16 protein-coding genes are annotated in these 20,364 nt (G+C 68.8%); 8 read left to right on the top strand and 8 right to left on the bottom strand.

Annotated elements, in window-relative coordinates; translation table 11 throughout:
• Both AB0J09_RS28020 and AB0J09_RS28015 read right to left on the bottom strand, forming a co-directional pair.
• Positions 1–710 (bottom strand): DEAD/DEAH box helicase (locus tag AB0J09_RS28020; RefSeq protein WP_360697260.1); only part of this gene is annotated, 710 nt, incomplete at its 3' end.
• A gap of 272 nt (positions 711–982) precedes the next feature.
• Positions 983–1,807: a TauD/TfdA family dioxygenase gene (locus AB0J09_RS28015; RefSeq protein ID WP_360697257.1), complete on the bottom strand. Its 825-nt coding sequence runs from the start codon at positions 1,805–1,807 to the stop codon at positions 983–985.
• Positions 1,808–2,278: 471 nt separating this feature from the next.
• Between AB0J09_RS28015 and AB0J09_RS28010 the strand changes: the two genes are divergently transcribed.
• Both AB0J09_RS28010 and AB0J09_RS28005 read left to right on the top strand, forming a co-directional pair.
• On the top strand, positions 2,279–4,795 hold the full coding sequence (locus AB0J09_RS28010; protein ID WP_360697254.1) for a DNA topoisomerase IV subunit A: 2,517 nt from the start codon (positions 2,279–2,281) through the stop codon (positions 4,793–4,795).
• Between the two features lie 483 nt (positions 4,796–5,278).
• Positions 5,279–8,323, top strand: a complete 3,045-nt coding sequence (locus AB0J09_RS28005) for a glycoside hydrolase family 3 N-terminal domain-containing protein (RefSeq protein ID WP_360697251.1) — start codon at positions 5,279–5,281, stop codon at positions 8,321–8,323.
• A 97-nt stretch (positions 8,324–8,420) separates the two neighbouring features.
• Here AB0J09_RS28005 and AB0J09_RS28000 read toward each other — a convergent pair whose 3' ends face one another.
• Positions 8,421–8,792 carry a VOC family protein gene (locus tag AB0J09_RS28000; RefSeq protein WP_360697248.1) on the bottom strand — a complete coding sequence of 124 codons (372 nt, stop codon included), beginning with the start codon at positions 8,790–8,792 and terminating at the stop codon, positions 8,421–8,423.
• Positions 8,793–8,847: 55 nt separating this feature from the next.
• Between AB0J09_RS28000 and AB0J09_RS27995 the strand changes: the two genes are divergently transcribed.
• Positions 8,848–9,411: a thioredoxin family protein gene (locus AB0J09_RS27995; protein WP_360697245.1), complete on the top strand. Its 564-nt coding sequence runs from the start codon at positions 8,848–8,850 to the stop codon at positions 9,409–9,411.
• Positions 9,412–9,460: 49 nt separating this feature from the next.
• Here the strand turns inward: AB0J09_RS27995 and AB0J09_RS27990 are convergent, their stop codons facing one another.
• Positions 9,461–9,790, bottom strand: a complete 330-nt coding sequence (locus AB0J09_RS27990; RefSeq protein ID WP_360697242.1) for a hypothetical protein — start codon at positions 9,788–9,790, stop codon at positions 9,461–9,463.
• A 139-nt stretch (positions 9,791–9,929) separates the two neighbouring features.
• On the opposite strand from AB0J09_RS27990, the gene AB0J09_RS27985 reads away from it, so the two are divergent.
• On the top strand, positions 9,930–10,424 hold the full coding sequence (locus AB0J09_RS27985; protein WP_360697239.1) for a carbonic anhydrase: 495 nt from the start codon (positions 9,930–9,932) through the stop codon (positions 10,422–10,424).
• Between the two features lie 593 nt (positions 10,425–11,017).
• Here AB0J09_RS27985 and AB0J09_RS27980 read toward each other — a convergent pair.
• Positions 11,018–13,084 (bottom strand): DNA topoisomerase IV subunit B, encoded by a 2,067-nt coding sequence (locus AB0J09_RS27980; protein WP_360697236.1) that lies wholly within the window; start codon positions 13,082–13,084, stop codon positions 11,018–11,020.
• Between the two features lie 247 nt (positions 13,085–13,331).
• Between AB0J09_RS27980 and AB0J09_RS27975 the strand changes: the two genes are divergently transcribed.
• Positions 13,332–13,562, top strand: coding sequence for a hypothetical protein (locus tag AB0J09_RS27975; RefSeq protein ID WP_360697233.1), 231 nt, complete (start codon positions 13,332–13,334; stop codon positions 13,560–13,562).
• 345 nt (positions 13,563–13,907) lie between these two features.
• On the opposite strand, the gene AB0J09_RS27970 is transcribed toward AB0J09_RS27975, so the two are convergent.
• Positions 13,908–14,675 (bottom strand): GNAT family N-acetyltransferase, encoded by a 768-nt coding sequence (locus AB0J09_RS27970; RefSeq protein ID WP_360697229.1) that lies wholly within the window; start codon positions 14,673–14,675, stop codon positions 13,908–13,910.
• Positions 14,676–14,995: 320 nt separating this feature from the next.
• On the opposite strand from AB0J09_RS27970, the gene AB0J09_RS27965 reads away from it, so the two are divergent.
• The 3 genes from AB0J09_RS27965 (at position 14,996) to AB0J09_RS27955 (ending at position 17,345) form a co-directional block, all read left to right on the top strand.
• Positions 14,996–15,331 carry a rhodanese-like domain-containing protein gene (locus AB0J09_RS27965; protein WP_360697227.1) on the top strand — a complete coding sequence of 112 codons (336 nt, stop codon included), beginning with the start codon at positions 14,996–14,998 and terminating at the stop codon, positions 15,329–15,331.
• A 659-nt stretch (positions 15,332–15,990) separates the two neighbouring features.
• Complete coding sequence (locus tag AB0J09_RS27960) at positions 15,991–16,350, top strand: nuclear transport factor 2 family protein (RefSeq protein ID WP_360697224.1); 360 nt, start codon at positions 15,991–15,993, stop codon at positions 16,348–16,350.
• A gap of 248 nt (positions 16,351–16,598) precedes the next feature.
• A complete protein-coding gene (locus AB0J09_RS27955; protein ID WP_360697221.1) occupies positions 16,599–17,345 on the top strand; it encodes a peroxide stress protein YaaA in 747 nt (248 codons plus the stop codon).
• A gap of 496 nt (positions 17,346–17,841) precedes the next feature.
• Here the strand turns inward: AB0J09_RS27955 and AB0J09_RS27950 are convergent, their stop codons facing one another.
• Together AB0J09_RS27950 and AB0J09_RS27945 are read right to left on the bottom strand one after the other, a co-directional pair.
• Complete coding sequence (locus tag AB0J09_RS27950; RefSeq protein WP_360697218.1) at positions 17,842–19,497, bottom strand: RNA polymerase sigma factor; 1,656 nt, start codon at positions 19,495–19,497, stop codon at positions 17,842–17,844.
• A gap of 240 nt (positions 19,498–19,737) precedes the next feature.
• Positions 19,738–20,364: PP2C family protein-serine/threonine phosphatase (locus AB0J09_RS27945; protein WP_360697215.1), on the bottom strand; the 627-nt coding region annotated here is incomplete at its 5' end.

Raw genomic sequence — 20,364 nt, 5'->3', positions numbered from 1 at the left:
GCGGTGGGCAGGCGCATGACGCTCAGGTGCAGGCTCTCCCGCTCCAACGCCCCGCGCAGCACGAGCGTGCCGTCCCCGTCCTCGTCGGGCAGGCGCATCTGCTCGGCCACGTCACGGGTGACGCGGGCGTTCGCGGTGGCGGTGGTTGCCAGGACGGGGATGCCCGGCGGCAGGTCCTCGAACAACGTGGCCAGCCTGCGATAGTCCGGCCTGAAGTCGTGCCCCCAGTCGGAGATGCAGTGGGCCTCGTCCACCACCACGAGCCCGGCGCTCTCGGCCAGCTCGGGCAGGACGTTGTCGCGGAAGTCAGGGTTGTTGAGCCGCTCGGGGCTGACCAGCAGCACGTCGACCAAGCCCTCGGCGACCTGGCCGTAGATCTCCTCCCACGCCTCGGGGTTGGCGGAGTTGATCGTGACGGCCCTGATGCCTGCCCGCGCGGCGGCGGCGATCTGGTTGCGCATGAGCGCCAGCAGCGGCGAGACGATGACCGTGGGACCCTCGCCCAGGTCACGCAGGAGCGCGGTGGCCACGAAATAGACGGCCGACTTGCCCCAGCCGGTGCGCTGCACGACGAGCACCCGCCGCCGATCCACCACCAGGGCCTCGATGGCGGCCCACTGGTCGTCGCGCAGCACGGCGTGCTCGCCCGCCAGCGCCCGCAACCGCTCCTCGGCCTCTTCCCGCAGCATCGCGACATCGGCTTCAGTCATGCCCCCCTTGTTACCACGCTTCTTTTGGATGCCGCGCCGCCGTCCGCTGCCCAGGCTTCTTCAAAACGCCCATCCTTTACGGCGGCGCCAAGGTAAGCGCCACTCGCCGGCTGTGGCTGGCGACCTCCAGGAAAACGCCCGCTGACCCGCACGCCGCCGACCGCCGTTACGTGCGCAAAGTGGACCGTCTGGGTGGTTCCTCTGGACCACGGGGGTGCGGCGGGCGGCGCTTACCTTGGCGCCGCCGTACAAGATGGAAATGGTTTAAGCATTTAAACGGGATCCGCGTGCTGGGGAAACGCATTGATGGTGACGCGGTGCATGCGGCGGCGTTCGGTGTAGTCGGCCACCGCGTAGTGCTGGGTCGGGCGGTTGTCCCAGAAGGCCAGGGTGCCGGGCTGCCAGCGCAGCCGGACCTGGTACTCGGGCGACCGGATGTGGTCGATCAGGAGCGGCAGCAGCGCCTCGTTCTCCCGATCCGTCAGCCCCACCAGGCGGGTCGTGGAGGCGCGGTTGACGAACAGGGCCTTGCGGCCGGTCTCCGCGTGCACGCGCACCACCGGGCGCTCTATCGGCGGCCAATTCGCCTGGATCTCGGCCAGGTCGAACGGGTGACCCTTCGAGATCGCCTTCTTCATCGACATCGTGATGTCGTGCACGGCCGTCAGCTCGTCACACAGCCGCTGCAGCGACGGCGAGAGCGCCTCATACGCCAGGTACGTGTTCGCCCAGCACGTGTCCCCGCCCACGCTGGGCAGTTGGACGCAACGGAGCAGGGAGCCCATCGGCGGGGTGGGTTCGAAGGTGTTGTCACTGTGCCACTCGTCCCCGCCCTCGCCCTTCGGCGAGGTCTGGTCCAGGACGTGGATGGGGCTGGTGGAGTCCTTCTTGAAGGCGGGGTGGTTGAGCGAGCCGAAGTTCAGGGCGAACTGCAGGTGCTGCTCGTCGTCGATGTGCTGCTCGCGGAAGAACAGCACGAGGTGCTCGAGCCAGCCGGCGCGCAGGGTCGCGACCTCTTCTGGTGAGAGCGGTTTGCGCAGATCGACCCCGGTGACCTCGGCGCCGATGTGCTTGGTCACGGGATGAAACTCGATCATGACGCCTCCGGGACAGCAGGATCCTCGTGCGGCGAACGTAACACCAAGCAATTGCTTGGTCAAGTATGCCGATGCGACGCCGATCGAACAGGTATGCGAGAAGTAGCCGGGATCGAGTATCATCTTGACTTCGGCGCAATGCCAGACCTGTGCGACCGGCTCGGCCGTCGGCGAGGGGGTGCTTCAGTGACTCTGCGCGAGCGGCTTCACCCGTCAGCGCGATGGATACGTCACAAGGGACGTGGCTCGTGCCATCATCTCCAGGGGGCAAACACGCCGGAACCCACACCGGTCGCGTGGCCGTACGCGCCTCTGGCCGTCATCGCGTCGCGATCAATGAGGGTTACGTCGCCGCCGCACCCGCCGATCTGACGCTACTCCAGCGAGCTGACGGATACGGTTACAGCACAAGGACAGAAGGAGGATGCGCTTCCCCTCGGCGCGACGGCCGAGGCAGCCGCGCAGCACAAGATGGCCCGACGCACGACTGCACCCCCACCTGAGGACTTCGAGGAGCGGATCGTCGACATCGACGTCACCTCCGAGATGCGCACCAGCTATCTCGAGTACGCGTACTCGGTGATCTATCAGCGCGCCCTGCCCGACGCGCGCGACGGCCTCAAGCCCGTGCAGCGGCGCATCCTCTACTCGATGAGCGAGATGGGGCTGCGCCCCGACCGCGGCCACGTCAAGTCGTCGCGCGTCGTCGGCGATGTCATGGGCAAGCTGCACCCCCACGGCGACAGCGCCATCTACGACGCCCTCGTCCGCCTGGCGCAGCCGTTCTCCATGCGCCTGCCGCTCGTCGACGGCCACGGCAACTTCGGCTCCCCCGACGACCTGCCCGCCGCCATGCGTTACACCGAGGCCAGGCTGGCCCCGGCGGCGATGCTCATGGTCGACTCACTCCACGAGGAGACCGTCGACTTCAAGCCCAACTACGACGGCCAGGAGACCGAGCCGGTCGTCATGCCGGCGGCGTTCCCCAACCTGCTGGTGAACGGCACGAGCGGCATCGCGGTCGGCATGGCCACCAACATGGCGCCGCACAACCTCGGCGAAGTCGTGGCCGCCGCCCGCCACCTGATCAAGAAGCCGACCGCGACGCTGGACGAGCTGATGACGTTCGTGCCGGGTCCGGACCTGCCGACGGGCGGCACGATCATCGGCCTGCAGGGGGTGAGAGACGCGTATGAGACCGGGCGTGGCACGTTCCGCATGCGGGCCAAGTGCGCGGTCGAGCAGATCACGCCCCGCCGCAAGGGCATCGTCGTCACCGAGCTCCCCTACAACGTCGGCCCCGAGCGTGTCGTCACCAAGATCAAGGAGCTGGTGACGTCCAAGAAGCTCCAGGGCATCGCCGATCTCAAGGACCTCACCGACCGCCACAAGGGCCTGCGGCTGGTCATCGAGATCAAGAACGGCTTCATCCCCGAGGCCGTCCTCGAGGAGCTCTACCGGCTGACGCCGATGGAAGAGACGTTCGGCATCAACAACGTCGCCCTCGTCGACGGCGAGCCGCGCACGCTCGGCCTGCGCGAGATGCTCCAGGTCTATGTCGACCACCGGATCGAGGTGGTGCGCCGCAGGTCGGAGTTCAGGCGACGCAAGCGCGAGGAGCGCCTCCACCTGGTCGACGGCCTCATCATCGCCCTGCTCAACATCGACGAGGTCATCCAGGTCATCCGCGCCTCCGACGACTCGGCAGAGGCGCGCACACGGTTGATGGACGTGTTCGACCTGACCGAGATCCAGGCCGCCTACATCCTGGACACGCCGCTGCGGCGGCTCACCAAGTACGACAAGCTGGAGCTCGATCGGGAGAAGCAGACGCTGAGCGACGAGATCGCGCAGCTCACCGAGATCCTCTCCTCTGAGGCGAAGCTTCGTCAGGTGGTCTCGGGCGAGCTGGCCGAGGTGGCCAAGAAGTACGGCATGCCGCGCCGCACCGTGCTGCTGGAGGCGCCGGGCGTCACCCGCACCCCGGTGGTGGATCTGCAGGTGGCCGACGACCCGTGCCTGGCGCTGCTGTCCTCGACCGGCCTGCTGGCGCGCACCTCCGACGCCTCGCCGCTGTCGGGCGAGGGCGAGCGCTCGGCGCACGACGTGCTGGTGTCGGTCGTGAAGACGTCCGTGCGCGGCGAGGTCGGCGTGGTGACGTCGCTGGGCCGGCTGATCCGGGTCCAGGTCGTGGATCTGCCGACGCTGCCCACCACGGCCAACCCGCCGTCCCTTTCCGGCGGGCACCCGGTCTCCGAGTACGTCTCCCTGCAACCCGACGAGAGGGTGGTCGGCCTCGGCTCCCTCGACCCCGACGGCCCCGGCCTGGCGCTGGGCACGGTGCAGGGCGTGGTCAAGCGGGTGGTGCCCGACTACCCGGCCAACCGCGACGACTTCGAAGTGATCACGTTGAAGGACGGCGACACCGTGGTGGGCGCCGTCGAGCTCGTGTCCGAGTCGCACGACCTGGTGTTCATCTCCTCCGACGCCCAGCTCCTGCGCTTCCAGGCCTCGCTGGTGCGCCCGCAGGGCCGCCCGGCGGGCGGCATGGCGGGCATCCGGCTGGACGACGGCGCCCGGGTGGTCTGGTTCGGGGTGGTGGATCCCGAACGTCCCGCGCACGTGGTCACGGTCGCCGGCTCCTCCACGGCACTGCCTGGGACGCAGGTGGGGGGCGGAAAGCTGTCCGACTACGCGGAGTTCCCGGCCAAGGGCCGGGCGACGGGCGGGGTGCGGGCCCAGCGCTTCCTGAAGGGCGAGGACGAGCTGCTGCTGGCCTGGGCCGGCCCGGCTCCGGCCAAGGCGGTCTCGGGCGTGGGCAAGCCGGTGCCGCTTCCGGACGAGCTGGGGCGCCGGGACGGCTCAGGCGTCCGCCTCACCCACACCATCGGCGCCGTCGGCGGCGCTCTCGCCTCGACCACCGACTCCCTCACACCGGAGGTGACGGGGTCACCGGCCGCCTCGGAGGACGAAACACCAGCGCTCTGACACTTCCCCGAGTCCGGGGCTGCCGGCCCTTCTACGGTCCGGCGACGGCATGACAGATATGGCCCCGGCTCGGCGCAACTCTGGGTGAGCGTGACACGGCCCGGACTCCGGCGCGGCTGACGTGATGCGGCTCCGGTCCGGCGTGACACGGTGCGGCCCCATGGGTGGCTGCAAGCTCCCGGCGGCGAGGCGCCGGCCCGGATGACATGACGCGGGCCCGGCTCGGAGCGACACGACGTGTCCTGGCCGAGGGCGGCATGCGGCTCGGGCGGCGGGTGGGCGCAGGGCCGGTGTGGTGTGACGCGACGACTCGGCGCGCGTGCGCGATGAGCGGCGGCGCGTGGGCAAGTGCGGTGTGTGACGCGACGGCTCGGCGCAGTGTGGGCGATGAGCGGCGACGGCCCCATAGTGGGGCATGTTATGAAATGCCGTCCGCCGCCGATCTCATCTGGGAGAGCGCTCTCTCCCAGAACCGGAGGTACCGTGTCCCGATTCAGACCCCCGTTATGGGCGGCCCTTGCCCTGGTCGCCTCTCTGATCGTCGCGCCGCAGGCAGCGGCGGCGGCCGCGCCGCCCACCATCACCGACTTCGAGTCGGACACCGTTCCCACCGGCGTGTACGCCTGGGGCAACGACGCGGCTTCGACCCCCACGCTCACGGTCGAGCCGGACCCCGGCAGGCCAGGGGCGCCGACGACCAACCGGGTGCTCAAGTCCGTCTACAACGTGAGCCAGTGGGGCGGCTGGTCGCATGATCTGGCCGCCGCGCAGGACTGGTCCCCGTACGGAGGCTTCTCCTTCTGGGTGAACGGGGCAGGCTCGGGCCAGAAGATCTTCTTCGAGATCAAGGACGGCGGCACGGGAGCGGGCGCCGCCGAGCTGTTCGAGTCGTCGTTCACCGACGACGCGGCGGGCTGGCGGCAGGTGAAGGTGCCGTTCTCGAGCTTCACCAGGCGTACCGACTACCAGCCCGGCGGCGCGCCCACCGACGGCGAGCTGGACCTGGTGGCCATGTGGGGCTACTCGATGCGGCTGCCGACCGCGCAGGGCACGCTCGAATGGGACCAGGTCGAGCTCTACGGGACGGCGCCTCCGCGGCCCGCCAGGTTGTCCACCGACCAGACCGTCTACCCGGTGAACGAGAAGGGCGAGGTGAAGGTCGCCGTCACCGTCACCACCGCCACCGGCCAGCCCCTGCCCGCCGACCTGGCCGTGAACTACAAGACCGGTACGGGCACCGCGACCCCCGGCAGTGACTACACGCCGGCGGAAGGCACGTTGACGTTCCCGGCGGGCACGGCGTCCGGGGCTGCCAGGTCGTTCACGATCAAGACGCTGAAGGACGGCCAGGACGAGGTCGCCGAGACCATCCCGATCGAGCTGTCCGGCACCGGCACCAGGCCCCCTGCCGAAGCGCCGGTCGTCGTGATCAACGCGCACGGTCTCCCGTACTTGAACCCCCGCAAACCCATCAAGGAGCGCGTGGCCGACCTGCTGCAGCGGATGACGCTGGAGGAGAAGATCGGGCAGATGACGCAGGCCGAGCGCAACGCGCTGGGCAAGCAGAGCGACATCGCCGCGTACGCGCTCGGCTCCCTCCTGTCGGGCGGCGGCTCCACCCCCACGCCGAACACGCCGGAGGCGTGGGCCGACATGATCGACGCGTTCCAGCTCCAGGCGCAGCGGACCCGGCTCCAGGTGCCGCTGATCTACGGCGTGGACGCGGTGCACGGCCACAACAACGTGGTCGGCGCGACGATCTTCCCGCACAACGTCGGCATGGGCGCCACCCGCGACCCCGAGCTGGTCGAGCGGCAAGGCGAGATCACCGCGCAGGAGGTCAAGGCCACCGGCGTCCCGTGGGACTTCGCGCCGTGCCTGTGCGTGTCGCGCGACGACCGTTGGGGCCGGGCGTATGAGTCGTTCGGTGAGGACCCGGCGCTGGTGTCGCGGATGACCACGATCATCGACGGCCTCCAGGACAACGGCGTGCTGGCCACCGCCAAGCACTACGTCGGCGACGGCGGCACCGCATACGGCTCGTCGACGAGCGGCGACTACACCATCGACCAGGGCGTCACCAAGGTGAGCCGCCAGGAGCTTGAGGCGATCCACCTGGCGCCGTTCGCGGAGGCGGTCAAGCGGGGCGTGGCCACCGTCATGCCGTCGTTCTCCAGCGTGGACTTCGGCGACGGCCCGCTCAAGATGCACGCCCACAAGGAGCTGATCACGGACGTGCTCAAGGGCCGGCTCGGCTTCAAGGGGTTCGTGATCAGTGACTGGCAGGCCATCGACCAGATCCCCGGCGACTACGCGAGCGACGTGCGCACCTCGATCAATGCCGGACTCGACATGATCATGGTGCCGTATGCGTACCCGGCCTTCGAGAGCACGCTGAAGGCCGAGGTGGAGGCCGGGCGCGTGCCACTCGGTCGCGTGGACGACGCGGTCGCCAGGATCCTGACGCAGAAGTTCAGGCTGGGGCTGTTCGAGCACCCGTACGCCGACCGGTCGGGGATCGGCGACGTCGGCTCGGCGGCGCACCGGGCGGTCGCGCGCACGGCCGCGGCCAAGTCGCAGGTGCTGCTGAAGAACGACGGCGGCCTCCTCCCCCTGCGCCGCGACGCCAGGGTCTACGTGGCCGGCTCGAACGCCGACGACATCGGCAACCAGACCGGCGGCTGGACGATCACCTGGCAGGGCTCGTCCGGGCCGATCACGCCCGGCACCACGATCCTGTCGGCCATCCGATCCCGCGCCTCCTCCGTGACGTACTCCCGCGACGCCTCCGCCGGCCTCGCCGGGCACGACGTGGGCGTCGTGGTGGTGGGCGAGACCCCGTACGCCGAGGGCCAGGGCGATGTGGGCCGTGCCGGCCGTACGCTGAACCTGTCGGCCGCCGACCGGGCGTCGATCGACAAGGTGTGCGGGGCGATGAAGTGCGTCGTCCTGGTCGTCTCAGGGCGTCCGCTGCTGCTCGGCGACCTGTCGGGCGTCGAAGCAGTGGTGGCCTCCTGGCTGCCGGGCACCGAGGGCGACGGGGTGGCCGACCCGCTGTTCGGCGCGGTCCCGTACACCGGGCGGCTGCCGTTCACCTGGTTCCGCTCGGTGGAGCAGCTGCCGATCAACGTGGGCGACGCCGCGTATGATCCGCTCTGGCCTTACGGGTGGGGGCTGCGCACGGACCGGGCCCGTGACCGGCTCAAGGCCGCGCGTGACCGGCTCGCCTCAGGTGACGGCCTCTCCAAGGCCGCGGCAGCGGTCCTGACGGTGTCCGGGCGCGCCTGGAACACCGACGGGTCGGTACGTGACGCGCGTGCCGTCCTGGCCGCCCTGGGCACGGCCGCGGCGCTGCTCGAACACTCGAAGACCGACACGTACGCCGTGGACGACGCCGTCGTGTCGGTGGCCAGGGACGTCGCGCAGAGCGCGGGCAAGCGGCCTGACCTGCAGGCGGCGGCCGACCACGAGCTGGCGGCGGGCAACCTGCGGAAGGCGGTGGATCTGCTGGCCCAGGCCAGCCGCTGAAACAGCAGGGGCTGACCCCGCGCCCGGCGGGGTCAGCCCCTCTCCCCAGGACGCGGCCCGCCGTCCCGCGGGCAGTCCCCTCGCGCCTGGGGAAGTCCTAGTCCTTACAGAGGCAGAACGTGTGCCCGGCCGGATCCAGGAACACCCGGAAGCTGTCCTCCTCGCTCGGCTGGTGCTCGTGCTTGGTGGCGCCGATCTCGATGGCCTGCTTCTCCGCCTGGTCCATGTCGGTGACCGTCAGGTCGAGGTGGAGTTGCTGGGGCCGTTCCGGATCCGGCCAGGTCGGCGGCCGGAAGTCCGGCGCGAGCTGGAACGCCACCCGCTTGGGCGACCCGCCGTCGCTCACCACCACCCACTCGTCATCCGCGTACGTGACGGGCCACCCCAGCAATCGGGAGTAGAACTCGGCCAGCCCCTTCGGATCGGGGCAGTCGAGCACGATGCTGCGGAACTCCGCGATGCCGCTCACTCAATTCACCTCTCCAGTTCGTTTGCCGGGACGTCCTCAGACGAGAATGAATGCCATGGCTGCCAACTCGTTCATGGTCCCGCTGGGCACTCCGGCGCCCTCCTTTGACCTGACCGCCATCAACGGCGGCAGCGTCTCGCTCGAAGACCTCAAAGGCTCACCCGCCACCCTCGTGGTCTTCCTCTCCAACCACTGTCCGTACGTGCGGCACATCGAGAAGGGCCTGGGCGCCCTCGCCGCCGACTACGGCGCCAGGCTGTCGATCGTCGCGATCTGCAGCAACGACAGCGTGAACTACCCAGACGACGATCCGACACACCTCGCGGAGCAGGCTGCCCGAGCCGGGTTCACATTTCCCTACCTGCTGGACGACACCCAGGACGTGGCCAAGGCCTATCGGGCGGCGTGCACACCCGACTTCTTCCTGTATGACGGGCAGCTCCAGCTCGCCTACCGGGGCGAGTTCGACGGCGCGAGGCCGGGCAACTCGGTGCCGGTGACCGGCGAGTCGCTGCGTGCGGCCATCGACGCCCTGCTGGAGGGCCAGCCGCTGCCCGAGGAGCAGCACCCGTCGATCGGTTGTGGCATCAAGTGGAAGCCGGGCAACGCTCCCGCGTGATCCGGGGCGTCAGCCGCAAGCCCCTGCCCCTTGCTGACCGGCTTCCTGGCTACTGGCTGGCTTCCTGGCTGGCGGCAATGATGGCGGAGGGGAGGGCGAGCAGCAGTTCGTGCGGCTCGCCGCCCTGCCAGTGGCGGATCAACCGGTTGCCCGCCTCCCCGGGGTCGAAGCTCTCACAGCCCAGCGGTCCGAAGCAGCCCGCCTGGTCCAGCATGAGGATCAACGGGTCGTCGTCGGGGAGGCTGGCGGCGTAGGCGGAGGTGTCGAGGAGGGCCAGGGCCGCCTTGGCGTTGCGGCCCCCGTCCCTGACCTCCACGCGGTCAAGGCGGCGCCATGCTTGAGCACGGAGATACGCGGCGAGCGATTCGGACCTACTCACGACAAACCTTCTTCGATCACGTACAAAGGGCTACGACATCATCACGCAAAGTGATGCGCTTTCGTGGGATGTTTGCCAACTCCAGCCAGTCGCGACCCCGTTCATCACCAACTTTGGGGCACAGTGCATCATTTGTGGCATGAGTGCGTTCGACGACCTGTACGCCGCCAACGCGAGATTCGCCACTGCGTTTGCGAACTCCGAGCTCACCGGCCGGGCCGCCCGCGGGCTGGCCGTCGTGACCTGCATGGACTCCCGCATCGACCCGCTCGGCCTGCTCGGCCTGAAGGCCGGCGATGCCAAGATCCTCCGTAACGCCGGCGCCCGGGTGACGGACGACGTGCTGCGTACCCTGGTCCTGGCTGTCTACCTGCTCGGGGTGGAGCGTGTGCTCGTCATGCCCCATACGGACTGCGGCATGACCAAGGTGACGGACTCGGACGTGCACGCTCTGACCCAGGAACGCGGGGTGGACACGCGCAGCCTGGAGTTCCACACGGTGCCCGACCAGGACGAGGCGCTCCGCCACGACCTCACCCGCATCAGGACCACACCGTTCCTGCCCGAGGGCACGCCGGTGGCGGGCGCCATCTACGACGTCCACACCGGCCGCCTGACACCTGCGCCGTTCTGACCCCATCGAGTTCGAGGTGCCCGGTTGTGGCGGCGGTGCGGGACGACGGACCTACGCCACGAACGGGCACCTGGGCCCGCACATCACCCCCACGCCCGACCATGTGGGCGTGGAGCGTCGCCGAAGAGAGGCCGGCACCGTCGCGGTCGCGGAGAAGGCCGTCGGCTGTCAGTGATGGTGTAGGTCAGCGCTGCCCGCCAGGGTCTGGATGCGCACCTTCGGGCAAACCACCCACGCACCATAGCCCAGGGCGTCAAAGGGCCGGGCAGCGCGCCACAGCCGAAGAGCGTCGGTCCCCGCGCCTGAGACCAACGAGCGACGCGCAAGGCCACCCGCCCGGGTGATCCGCCCACTCAGCCCTGCAGATGCCTCACAGACGCCCCTGCGGGCCTCGTACGCACCCCGCGCACCTGCAGCAGGCACCCGCAATCCCAATAGCGGCCCTACGCCGACGCCCGAAACTCGCCATCCATGATCCACGGCGGCCCTTCACCAACGCCCCAAACCGCCATCCCCGATCCCAAGGCGGTCCTTCACGAGCGCCCGGACAGCGAGCAAGGGGCGTAAGGCCGCCAACCGCCGGTCAGCCGCCGCTAGGCGTCGATGTGGTCGCGGTCCACCTCGGCGGCGCTCTTGACGATGAACTCCCGTCGAGGCGCCACGTCGCTGCCCATCAGCAGGTTGAAGATGGCCTCGGCCTCCTCGACGTCCTCGATGCGGACCCGGCGCAGGATGCGGTGCCGCGGGTCCATGGTCGTCTCGGCCAGCTGGTCGGCGTCCATCTCACCCAGACCCTTGTAACGCTGCACCGGGTCCTTCCACCGCTTGCCCCGCCGCTCGAGATCGCGCAGCACCTTCTGCAGCTCGGCGTCGGAGTAGCAGTAGATGTACTTCTCCTTGCCCCGCCCGGGGTTGGTCAGCTCGATGCGGTGCAGCGGCGGCACGGCGGCGAACACCCGACCCGCCTCCACCATCGGCCGCATGTAGCGGTGGAAGAGGGTCAGGAGCAGGCAGCGGATGTGGGCGCCGTCGACGTCGGCGTCGGCCATGAGGATGACCTTGCCGTAGCGGGCGGCCTCGATGTCGAACGAGCGCCCGGACCCGGCCCCGACGACCTGGATGATGGCGGCGCACTCGGCGTTCTTGAGCATGTCGCTCACGGACGCCTTCTGCACGTTGAGGATCTTGCCTCGGATGGGCAGCAGCGCCTGGAACTCGGAGTCGCGGGCCAGCTTCGCCGTGCCGAGCGCCGAGTCGCCCTCGACGATGAACAGCTCGCTGCGGTCCACCGAGTCGTTGCGGCAGTCGACCAGCTTCGCCGGCAGCGCGGAGCTTTCCAGGGCACTCTTGCGCCGCTGGTTGTCGCGGTGCTCGCGGGCCGCGATGCGGGCCTTGGCGGCGGCGACAACCTTCTCGAGCACGGCGCGGAGCGGCTGCTTGTAGCCGCGCGGCGGGTTGGTGAACAACTCCCTGAGCTCACGGGAGACCACGTGGGAGACGATCCGGGTGGCCGCCGAGGTGCCGAGCACCTCCTTGGTCTGGCCCTCGAACTGCGGCTCCGGCACCCGGACCGTGACCACGCCGGTCAGGCCCTCGGAGATGTCGTCCTTGGTGACGGGGTCGTCGCCGTTCTTCAGCAGACGCGTCTCACGCAGGAGCTCGTTGATTGTGCGGACCAGGCCACGCTCGAACCCGGTCAGGTGAGTGCCGCCCTTGGGGGTGGAGATCACGTTGACGAACGAGCGAATGGTCGACTCGTACCCCTTGCCCCAGCGGATCGCCACGTCGACGGTGAGCTCGCGCTGCACCTCGGTGGGCGTCATGTGGCCCTGGTCGTCGAGGACCGGCACGGTCTCGTGGAAGTGGCCGTCGCCCTGCAGGCGCAGCACCTCGCAGACGGGCTCGTCGCGGGCCAGGAACTCGGTGAACTCGGAGATGCCGCCGTCGAAGCGGAACTCCTCCTCGATGCGCTCCTCGTGCCTGCTGTCACAGACGGCCAGGGTCAGGCCGGGCACCAGGAACGCCGTCTGCCGCAGCCGAACGTGGATCTCGTCAAGGGAGACCTCGGCGTCGGGCAGGAAGATCTGCTTGTCGGCCCAGAAGCGCACGCGGGTGCCGGCGTCGTTCTTGGGAAGCTTGTCGCCGATCCGGAGCCCGGACTTCTTCTTGAACTTCGCGTTGGGCCCGGGGCCGTCGAAGATGCCGGGGACGCCGCGCCGGAAGCTGATCTCGTGCACGCGGCCGTCGCGGTCGACCTCGACGTCGACCCGCGAGGACAGGGCGTTGACCACGGAGGCGCCGACGCCGTGAAGGCCACCGGAGGCGCCGTAGGAGCCACCGCCGAACTTGCCGCCCGCGTGCAGCTTCGTGTAAACGAGCTCGACCCCGGCCAGGCCGGACTTGGGCTCGATGTCGACGGGAATGCCCCGGCCGTTGTCTCGCACCTCGATGGAGCCGTCCGCGTAGAGCTCGACCTCGATGCGGTCGCAGTGGCCTGCGAGCGCTTCGTCGACGCCGTTGTCCACGATCTCCCAGAGGCAATGCATGAGCCCGCGGCTGTCGGTGGACCCGATGTACATGCCCGGGCGCTTGCGGACCGCTTCCAGGCCCTCAAGCACCGACAGGTGACGAGCCGTGTAACCCGCCTCCACTAGCGTCACTCCAGCTCCCCTGGTCTAGGCATCGAACACGTGTGCGTAGCCTACCGTTCTTCCCGCACGCGCGCGTACAAGCTTGCCACGCCGACACGTTTGCTGTTACCAACCGGCTGATCGTCATTACTTTGGGACACATTCCGCTCTGGGCGTAGAGAGCGGGCGGTTGGGAACGTCCACGTCCGGTTAGATGTTGTTCCAAGTGACTGACGCCAGATCCTCGCTTCGGCGGGGGTGACCCGAAAGGCGATACGTGACTGGAGCTCTCGCCCCCGTTAAGCCGCTGACGGCCCTCGACCGCTGCGACCGCTGCGGCGCCCAGGCCTACATTCGCGCGACCCTGCCCGTGGGTGGGGAGTTGCTGTTCTGCGCCCACCACGGGCGTCAGCACATCGCAGCGTTGCGCGAAAAGGGCGCCGACATCCTGGACGAGTCGGCTCGGCTCAGCGAAACCCCTGCAGTTGCCCCTAACGACGAGCGCTAAGCGGCGCTGGTCGTGCTGAGATAACCACATATTGCATTACGTAGAACGGCGACCCCGGCCCGCCCGGGGTCGCCGTTCTGCGTTTGGACGGTCTGCACGCCCCACCTCACAGACCACATCCAAGCGAGACGCCTGGCCAATCGCAGCGGCTCCCCCTGCACCAAGCGACTCAATGGCGCCCTCTGCATCAACCGCTCCATGAGCATCGACTCGACCTCCGACAGGGCGCCATGCGAACGGCACAGGCCCCGACTCGCCGGCACAGCGCGCCACTCAGCCGACATCACGGGCGCGAACACGCCTCCGCGTTGAGCCGGACCCGTTTTGGGGCGGTGGCCGGGCGTGTCAGCGGACCCGGTAGTGATACCGGCCCGCGATCTCGAAGCCCTCGCCGCGATACAGCGCCTGGGCGGCCAGGTTTGGGGCGGTGGTGACCAGGTACGCGGACTCAGCGTCCACATGCCGTACCAACGCCCGCAGGACGGCACGAGCCAGCCCCCGGCGGCGGGCCCGGGGCAGGGTGGCCATGCAGAAAATTCCGAGCATGTCACCGTGCGGCACCCCTGGCGCGCCCCTCCCCTGCACCTCGAGTGCGCCACCCTGCGGCGCGTCCGACGCGTCAACCTGCGGTACGGCGCGGCCGACCGCGAGCGCAACCCCGTCCTCCTCGTACGCCGCATACCACGCCGGCACGCCCGTGCAGATTCGCTCCGCGTCCTCGAAGCCGCTCCCGTACCGGCCGTCCACGGCCCACCACGTCTCCAGCCAGCCCCGCCACGGTCGGTCCTCGATCCTCACCTTGTGCGCAGGCAGACCAGCGGGCGAACCAGCCATGATGACGGTCGGGTCGACCAGCTCGTAGCCTCTCCGTTCCAACTCCTCGTCCAGCCCGGGCGTGGCGTTCGGGCCCAGCGAGAAGACGCAACGCTCCCCGCGCTCCCCATAGAACGCCTCCGCCGCCTCGATGGCGCCGGCCAGGTCAGCGGGCTCGGTGAGAGCGAGCACGGAGTTCGCCCGCTTGGTCACACCACCGGCATAACGAAACACCCATCCGTCGTGGGTGTGCTGCTCGTAGGCAGGCCAGGCCTCGTGGACAAGGAGGTCGAAATTCACCTGCGCAGCCTAACCGACCTCCAGTTCGTCCCCGGCAGAAGGTGGTCCTCGGCCGAGAAATCCTGCAATCGACGACCGCTGCGACACCGCCGCCTGACGCCGCAGCACTGGGATCCCCGCGTCTTCGACCACCTAGCAGGCCGACCCCCATAACCCTGATCATGTCCACCGACGGCCGGTCGGCGAACAGCCCAGTGGCGGCCGCCTGCACCTGCTCTTGCGCGGCCTCGGCGCGTCTCCGGACTCCTTGACGAACCGGACTGCGGTCCGATAATTTCACAATCCGGACCATAGTCCAGTTAATGTGAAGGAGTCCACCCATGACCGCACTCATCACCCGGGAAGAGCTCAAGGCCGCCATCGACGCCGGCGCCATCACAGTCGTCGACGCCCTCGGCGGCGACTACTACGCCAAGCAGCACCTTCCCGGCGCGATCCCGCTGGTGGAGGCCGAGGTCGCCGACCGTGCCGCCGAGCTGCTGCCCGACAAGAACGCTCCGATCGTCACCTACTGCAGCAACCCCGCCTGCAACAACAGCCAGGCGGTCGCCAACCTCCTGGAGCGCCTCGGCTACACCAACGTCCGCAAGTACCGCGAGGGCATCGAGGACTGGGCGGCGGCGGGCCTCCCGTTGCAGGGAGCGGCCGTCGTGTGACCGTGAAGGACATGCGGGCGATCGGGCCTGACAGTGTCGCCACCAAGATGGAGGGTTAGCCGAGCCGGAGGCTCGTCGTGCATGGGCGTGGAACATGCGATCAGTCGCCGATCGTGCGCTGGACGGGCCTGCCCGGGAACCGATGCCGGCCCTTGCGAGCCGAACCGATGGTTCCACCCGCGGCCGCCAAGTCAGGCCAGGCCCGTACGGCACCGCAGGCCGCGTCATCGGATCAGTAGCGCACGGCCGGGAGCGGAGGGCAGCCTCCGCCCCCATGGCGAGTAGCCGGTCTGACGCATATGCCCGCGGCGCATCCTCGAACTGATCAGGTGGCAGGGCGGGGTTTCGCCGTTTCGGCACGGTGATGCAGGTCAGACAGCAGGCGCGGTTTTGTGAGGCCCTCGGAGGCGGTGGAGTAGAAGCGGCGACGGTGTCCCCGCTGTGCAGGAACGGGCGCCGATCCGGGTGAGGAACTGGACCAGGTTGATGCGCTCGTCATGGTCGAGCCCCCGGCGGAAGAGTCCGTGTTCTGATGTCTCGTGGGCATACCTGCCGGGAGATGTCAGGTACGGCTGGCAGCCTGAGTCGCGCGTGCTTCCGCCACGAACGGCAGGCATGTGCCTGTCGGGCAGCACAGCGCAACAGGAGGAGCTAGCAAGATGAGCGAGATCGAAAAGACGCTGATGGAAATCGAGCAGCGGATGCTCGATGCCGATGCGGCCTACGATGAGAAGTTCTTCCAGGAGTACTGCGCCGACGACTTCGTGGCCATGGGAAGTTATGGCATCGTGTCCAGGCAGCAGGTTCTCGATATGTATGCCCAGGGAGCCGGCAACCCCGACCGTCGCAACCAGGCCCACGATGCCGTGGTGAAGTCACTAGGTGATGCCGGAGCCGTTGTCGCTTACACACTGACAAGCACGACAGGTGGAGAGACGGCCTCCTGGTACGCGTCGACCGTGTATCGCCGCACCCCCCAAGGCTGGCGTGTCGTTCTCATCCATCAGACACCGATGTAACGACGCTCCTCATGGGCCCATGGGCGGTGCCGTGCTCGTCCGGGATGTCCCACGGCTGACGATTTGGCGAAGAAGAGGCCCAAGGGGGCGCCGTTGCGGCGATCAGCCCCGCCCACCCGGTGAGCGTCACCCTGGACAGAGCCCAGCCATGGTCGGCGGGTGGTGCCCACTTGGGCCACCGTAAAAGATGATGTCGGGTTGGATGGGCGGCGAGAACCCGTCCGACCAGGAGCAATAAGGTAGGGGACGTGCTGATCCTGTTGCCGCCGTCAGAAGGGAAAGCTTCTGAAGGCAGCGGGCCGCCCGTCGGCGAGCTGTCCTTCCCCGCCCTCGACAAGGCCCGCAAACGCGTGCTGAACGCGCTCACCCGGGCTTCCAAGCGCCGCGACGCCCTCGACGTGCTCGGCCTCACGCCCGGGCTGGCGGGCGAGCTGGCCAAGAACGTGGCACTCAAGACCGCCCCCACCCTCCCCGCCGCCGACCTCTACACCGGCGTCCTCTACGACAACCTCGGCCTGAACACCCTCGAGGACGAGACGAGGAGGCGGGCGGAGGAGTCGGTGCTGATCTTCTCTGGCCTGTGGGGTGTGGTGCGAATCACGGATCACATCCCGCCGTACCGCCTCTCCATGGGCGTCAATCTGCCGCCTCTCGGTGGGCTGGCCACGTTCTGGCGTCCACTGATCACCAAGGCGCTGGATCGGGCCCCTGGGCTGGTGGTGAACCTCCGTTCGGCCACATACGCGGGTGCCTGGCAGGCCGGCGGGCGTTCGGTGACGGTACGGGTGTTCCGGGACGGCAAGGTTGTCAGCCACATGGCCAAGGCGACCCGGGGCGAAATCGCCCGAGCCCTCCTGCGGCACGACACGACTCCCGGCACGCCTGACGAGCTCGCCAAGACCCTCGACGCCCTGGGCTACACCGCCAACCTGGCCGAACCTACCCGCGCCAACCGGCCCTGGACCCTCGACGTCCACGTCACCGAACCGTCCTAGTGTCGTTACCGCCCCTTGGCGGCACGCGGTCCTTGGCGGCACGCGGTCCTTGGCGGCACGCGGTCCTTGGCGGCACGCGGTCCTTGGCGGCACGCCCTTCTCGGTGACGGACCCTTCTCAGTGACGCACGCTGCTCGCTGGCGGGCGGTCGTTGGAGGCGGGCGTGTTCCGGCCACGGGGGCACCACGGACGGCGAGCGCCCGACGCGTTCGGAACGTAGGAGACGCGGGCACAGGCGGGGCATATGACGGCGGCGCGGGAGTGCCGCGGCGTAGCGCGCTATAACCAGCACGAACGCATCCAGAACACGACGTGGGCAGGCGCGGAACATCACACCAGCGCGGGCATAAGGCGCGAACGCATCCAGGAGCGACCACGAGGCGCCGGGTGCAGGCGTGTTGGGAGCGTGGCCTGGGCGGCAAGCCGCGATGTGGGGGTAAAAGGCCGCCGCCCCGCGCCGGATAAGGTCCGGGCGGGGCGGCGGGTGGGACAGAGGTCAGTCCAAGTAGTCCCGGAGGACCTGGGAGCGCGACGGGTGGCGCAGCTTGGACATGGTCTTCGACTCGATCTGGCGGATGCGCTCGCGCGTCACCCCGTAAACCTTGCCGATCTCATCCAGCGTCTTGGGCTGCCCATCGGTGAGCCCGAAGCGCATCGAGACGACGCCCGCCTCCCGCTCCGACAACGTGTCGAGAACGGAGTGCAGCTGCTCCTGGAGCAGCGTGAAGCTGACGGCGTCGGCGGGGACGATGGCCTCGGAGTCCTCGATGAGGTCGCCGAACTCGCTGTCACCCTCCTCACCCAGCGGGGTGTGGAGGGAGATGGGCTCGCGGCCGTACTTCTGGACCTCGACGACCTTCTCGGGCGTCATGTCCAGCTCGCGGGCCAGCTCTTCCGGCGTCGGCTCGCGGCCGAGGTCCTGCAGCATCTGCCGCTGGACGCGGGCCAGCTTGTTGATCACTTCGACCATGTGGACCGGGATGCGGATGGTCCGCGCCTGGTCGGCCATGGCACGCGTGATCGCCTGCCGGATCCACCACGTGGCGTAGGTGGAGAACTTGTAGCCCTTGGTGTAGTCGAACTTCTCGACGGCCCTGATCAGGCCCAGGTTGCCTTCCTGGATCAGGTCGAGGAACAGCATCCCGCGCCCGGTGTAGCGCTTGGCCAGCGAGACCACGAGCCGGAGGTTGGCCTCCAGCAGGTGGTTCTTCGCCCGGCGGCCGTCCTCGGCGATCCACTCCAGCTCGGCCTTGACGTCGACCGGCAGCCCCTCGGTCTCCCCGCCGCCGAGCTGCTCCTCGGCGAACAGGCCCGCCTCGATGCGCTTGGCGAGCTCGACCTCCTGCTCGGCGTTGAGCAGGGGGACCTTACCGATCTGCTTGAGGTAGTCCTTGACCGGGTCGGCCGTGGCGCCGGCGGCGGCGACCTGCGCGACCGGGGCGTCATCGTCGTCGTCGGAGAGGATGAGGACCTCGTCCTCGCTCTTTTCGACCGCGGCGACGTCGGCGGGCTTGGGCTCCTCTTCGGAGTCGTCGTCGGAGTCGGAGTCACCCTCGTCGGAGTCGCCCTCGGCGACGATCTCTTCGTCCTCGACGTCGAGATCCTCGAGGTCCTCCAGCTCGACGTCGCCGTCGAGCTCGATGTCCTCGTCGTCGTCCGAGTCGGCCTTGGACTCGGGTGCCTTCGGCTTGGTCTCGGCAGGCCCAGCGCTCTTAGGCTCGGCCTTCTTGGCGGCGGCGGGAGCCGCGGCCTTCTTCGCCGCCGGAGCGGCCTTCTTGGCAGGGGCCGCCTTCTTGGCGGCCGGCTCGGCTTCAGCGGTGCCCACGACCGCGGTCACGGTCTCGGGCTGCTGCTCTTTGGCGGCCGCCGCCGTCTTGGTCTTGACGGGGGCGGCGGTGCGGCGCTTTGCTGGACCACGAGACTTCTTCGGCGCAGCCGAATCCGCGGCGGTCACCACCACGGTCACGCCCTCTTTGCTGAGGTTCCGCAAGAACGCGGCGGCGTGCGACATGGGGATGTCCGCCTCCTCGAAGGCCTGACGAACATCCTCAGACTCGAGGAAACCCTGCGAGCGCCCACGCTCGAGCAGTCGCTGAATGACGGGCTCGTTCAGCTCTTGTGGCTTCGAGCGAGTCGAACTTGCAGGCGACACGAACACCTCTCGAACGAACGCGTGGCGACAATGGACCCAGATGCCCGCTGGGGGGCTGTTGCCTCTCTCGGAGATCGGAGGCCGTGCGGACCGCGACGGACCTGCACAGCATTGTGGCACGACCTCGCGCTCCATACGGCCACCTCCCGGCGGTTGTCCTCCACCCTAGGCCGACCGAGACAGTAGTGCGTACGGAAGCGGGGCACTGATACCCGAAAGCAACCGTTATGACTGTTTCATTCAGTCACTCTTCGTGGCTGGCGGGACGTGAATTGCTAGCGCGGTAACGTCATCATCTTGTTCATATCCAGACAGCATCCGGTCAACCAGGAAGTCCAGCAACATATGCGGACTACTCACGACCTCAGGCGGCGCTTCGGTCACAACACTGCAAAGCTCTGCCAAACCCGCGTCCAATCCGCGCTTCCTGTTCTCCACGAGGCCGTCGGAGTAGAGCACAGCGGTATGGCCGGGCGGCACCACGAACCGGAACTGCCTTCGGCTGGTGGGCCAGCCTAGCGGAGTGCCGGGCTCCCCGTCGCTCAGGATCGCCGTGCCCTGAGGCGAAACCAGGACGGGTGGCGGGTGTCCGGCCAGGGCCAGCGTGCCCTCGCCGGTGACCGGCTCGACGACCATGTACGCCAGAGTCGTGACCTGCTCTTCTTCCTCCGTGGCCTCGAAGACCCGATCGAGGCCGGTGAGCACGGCCGCGGGCGGCGGGTTGGTCAGCGCCAGCGCCCGCATGGCGTTGCGGATGCGGCCCATGCCCGCGGCGGCCTTGACGCCCTTGCCCATGACGTCTCCGACGACCGCCGCGACGCGCCCGTCCTGCAGCACGAACGCGTCGTACCAGTCGCCGCCGACCTG

Origin of the sequence: Nonomuraea sp. NPDC049784 (assembly GCF_040659615.1) — a bacterium.
Taxonomy (GTDB): domain Bacteria; phylum Actinomycetota; class Actinomycetes; order Streptosporangiales; family Streptosporangiaceae; genus Nonomuraea.
The sequence above is the reverse complement of the archived record's forward strand: the minus strand, read 5'-3'. Positions and strand labels throughout refer to the sequence as shown.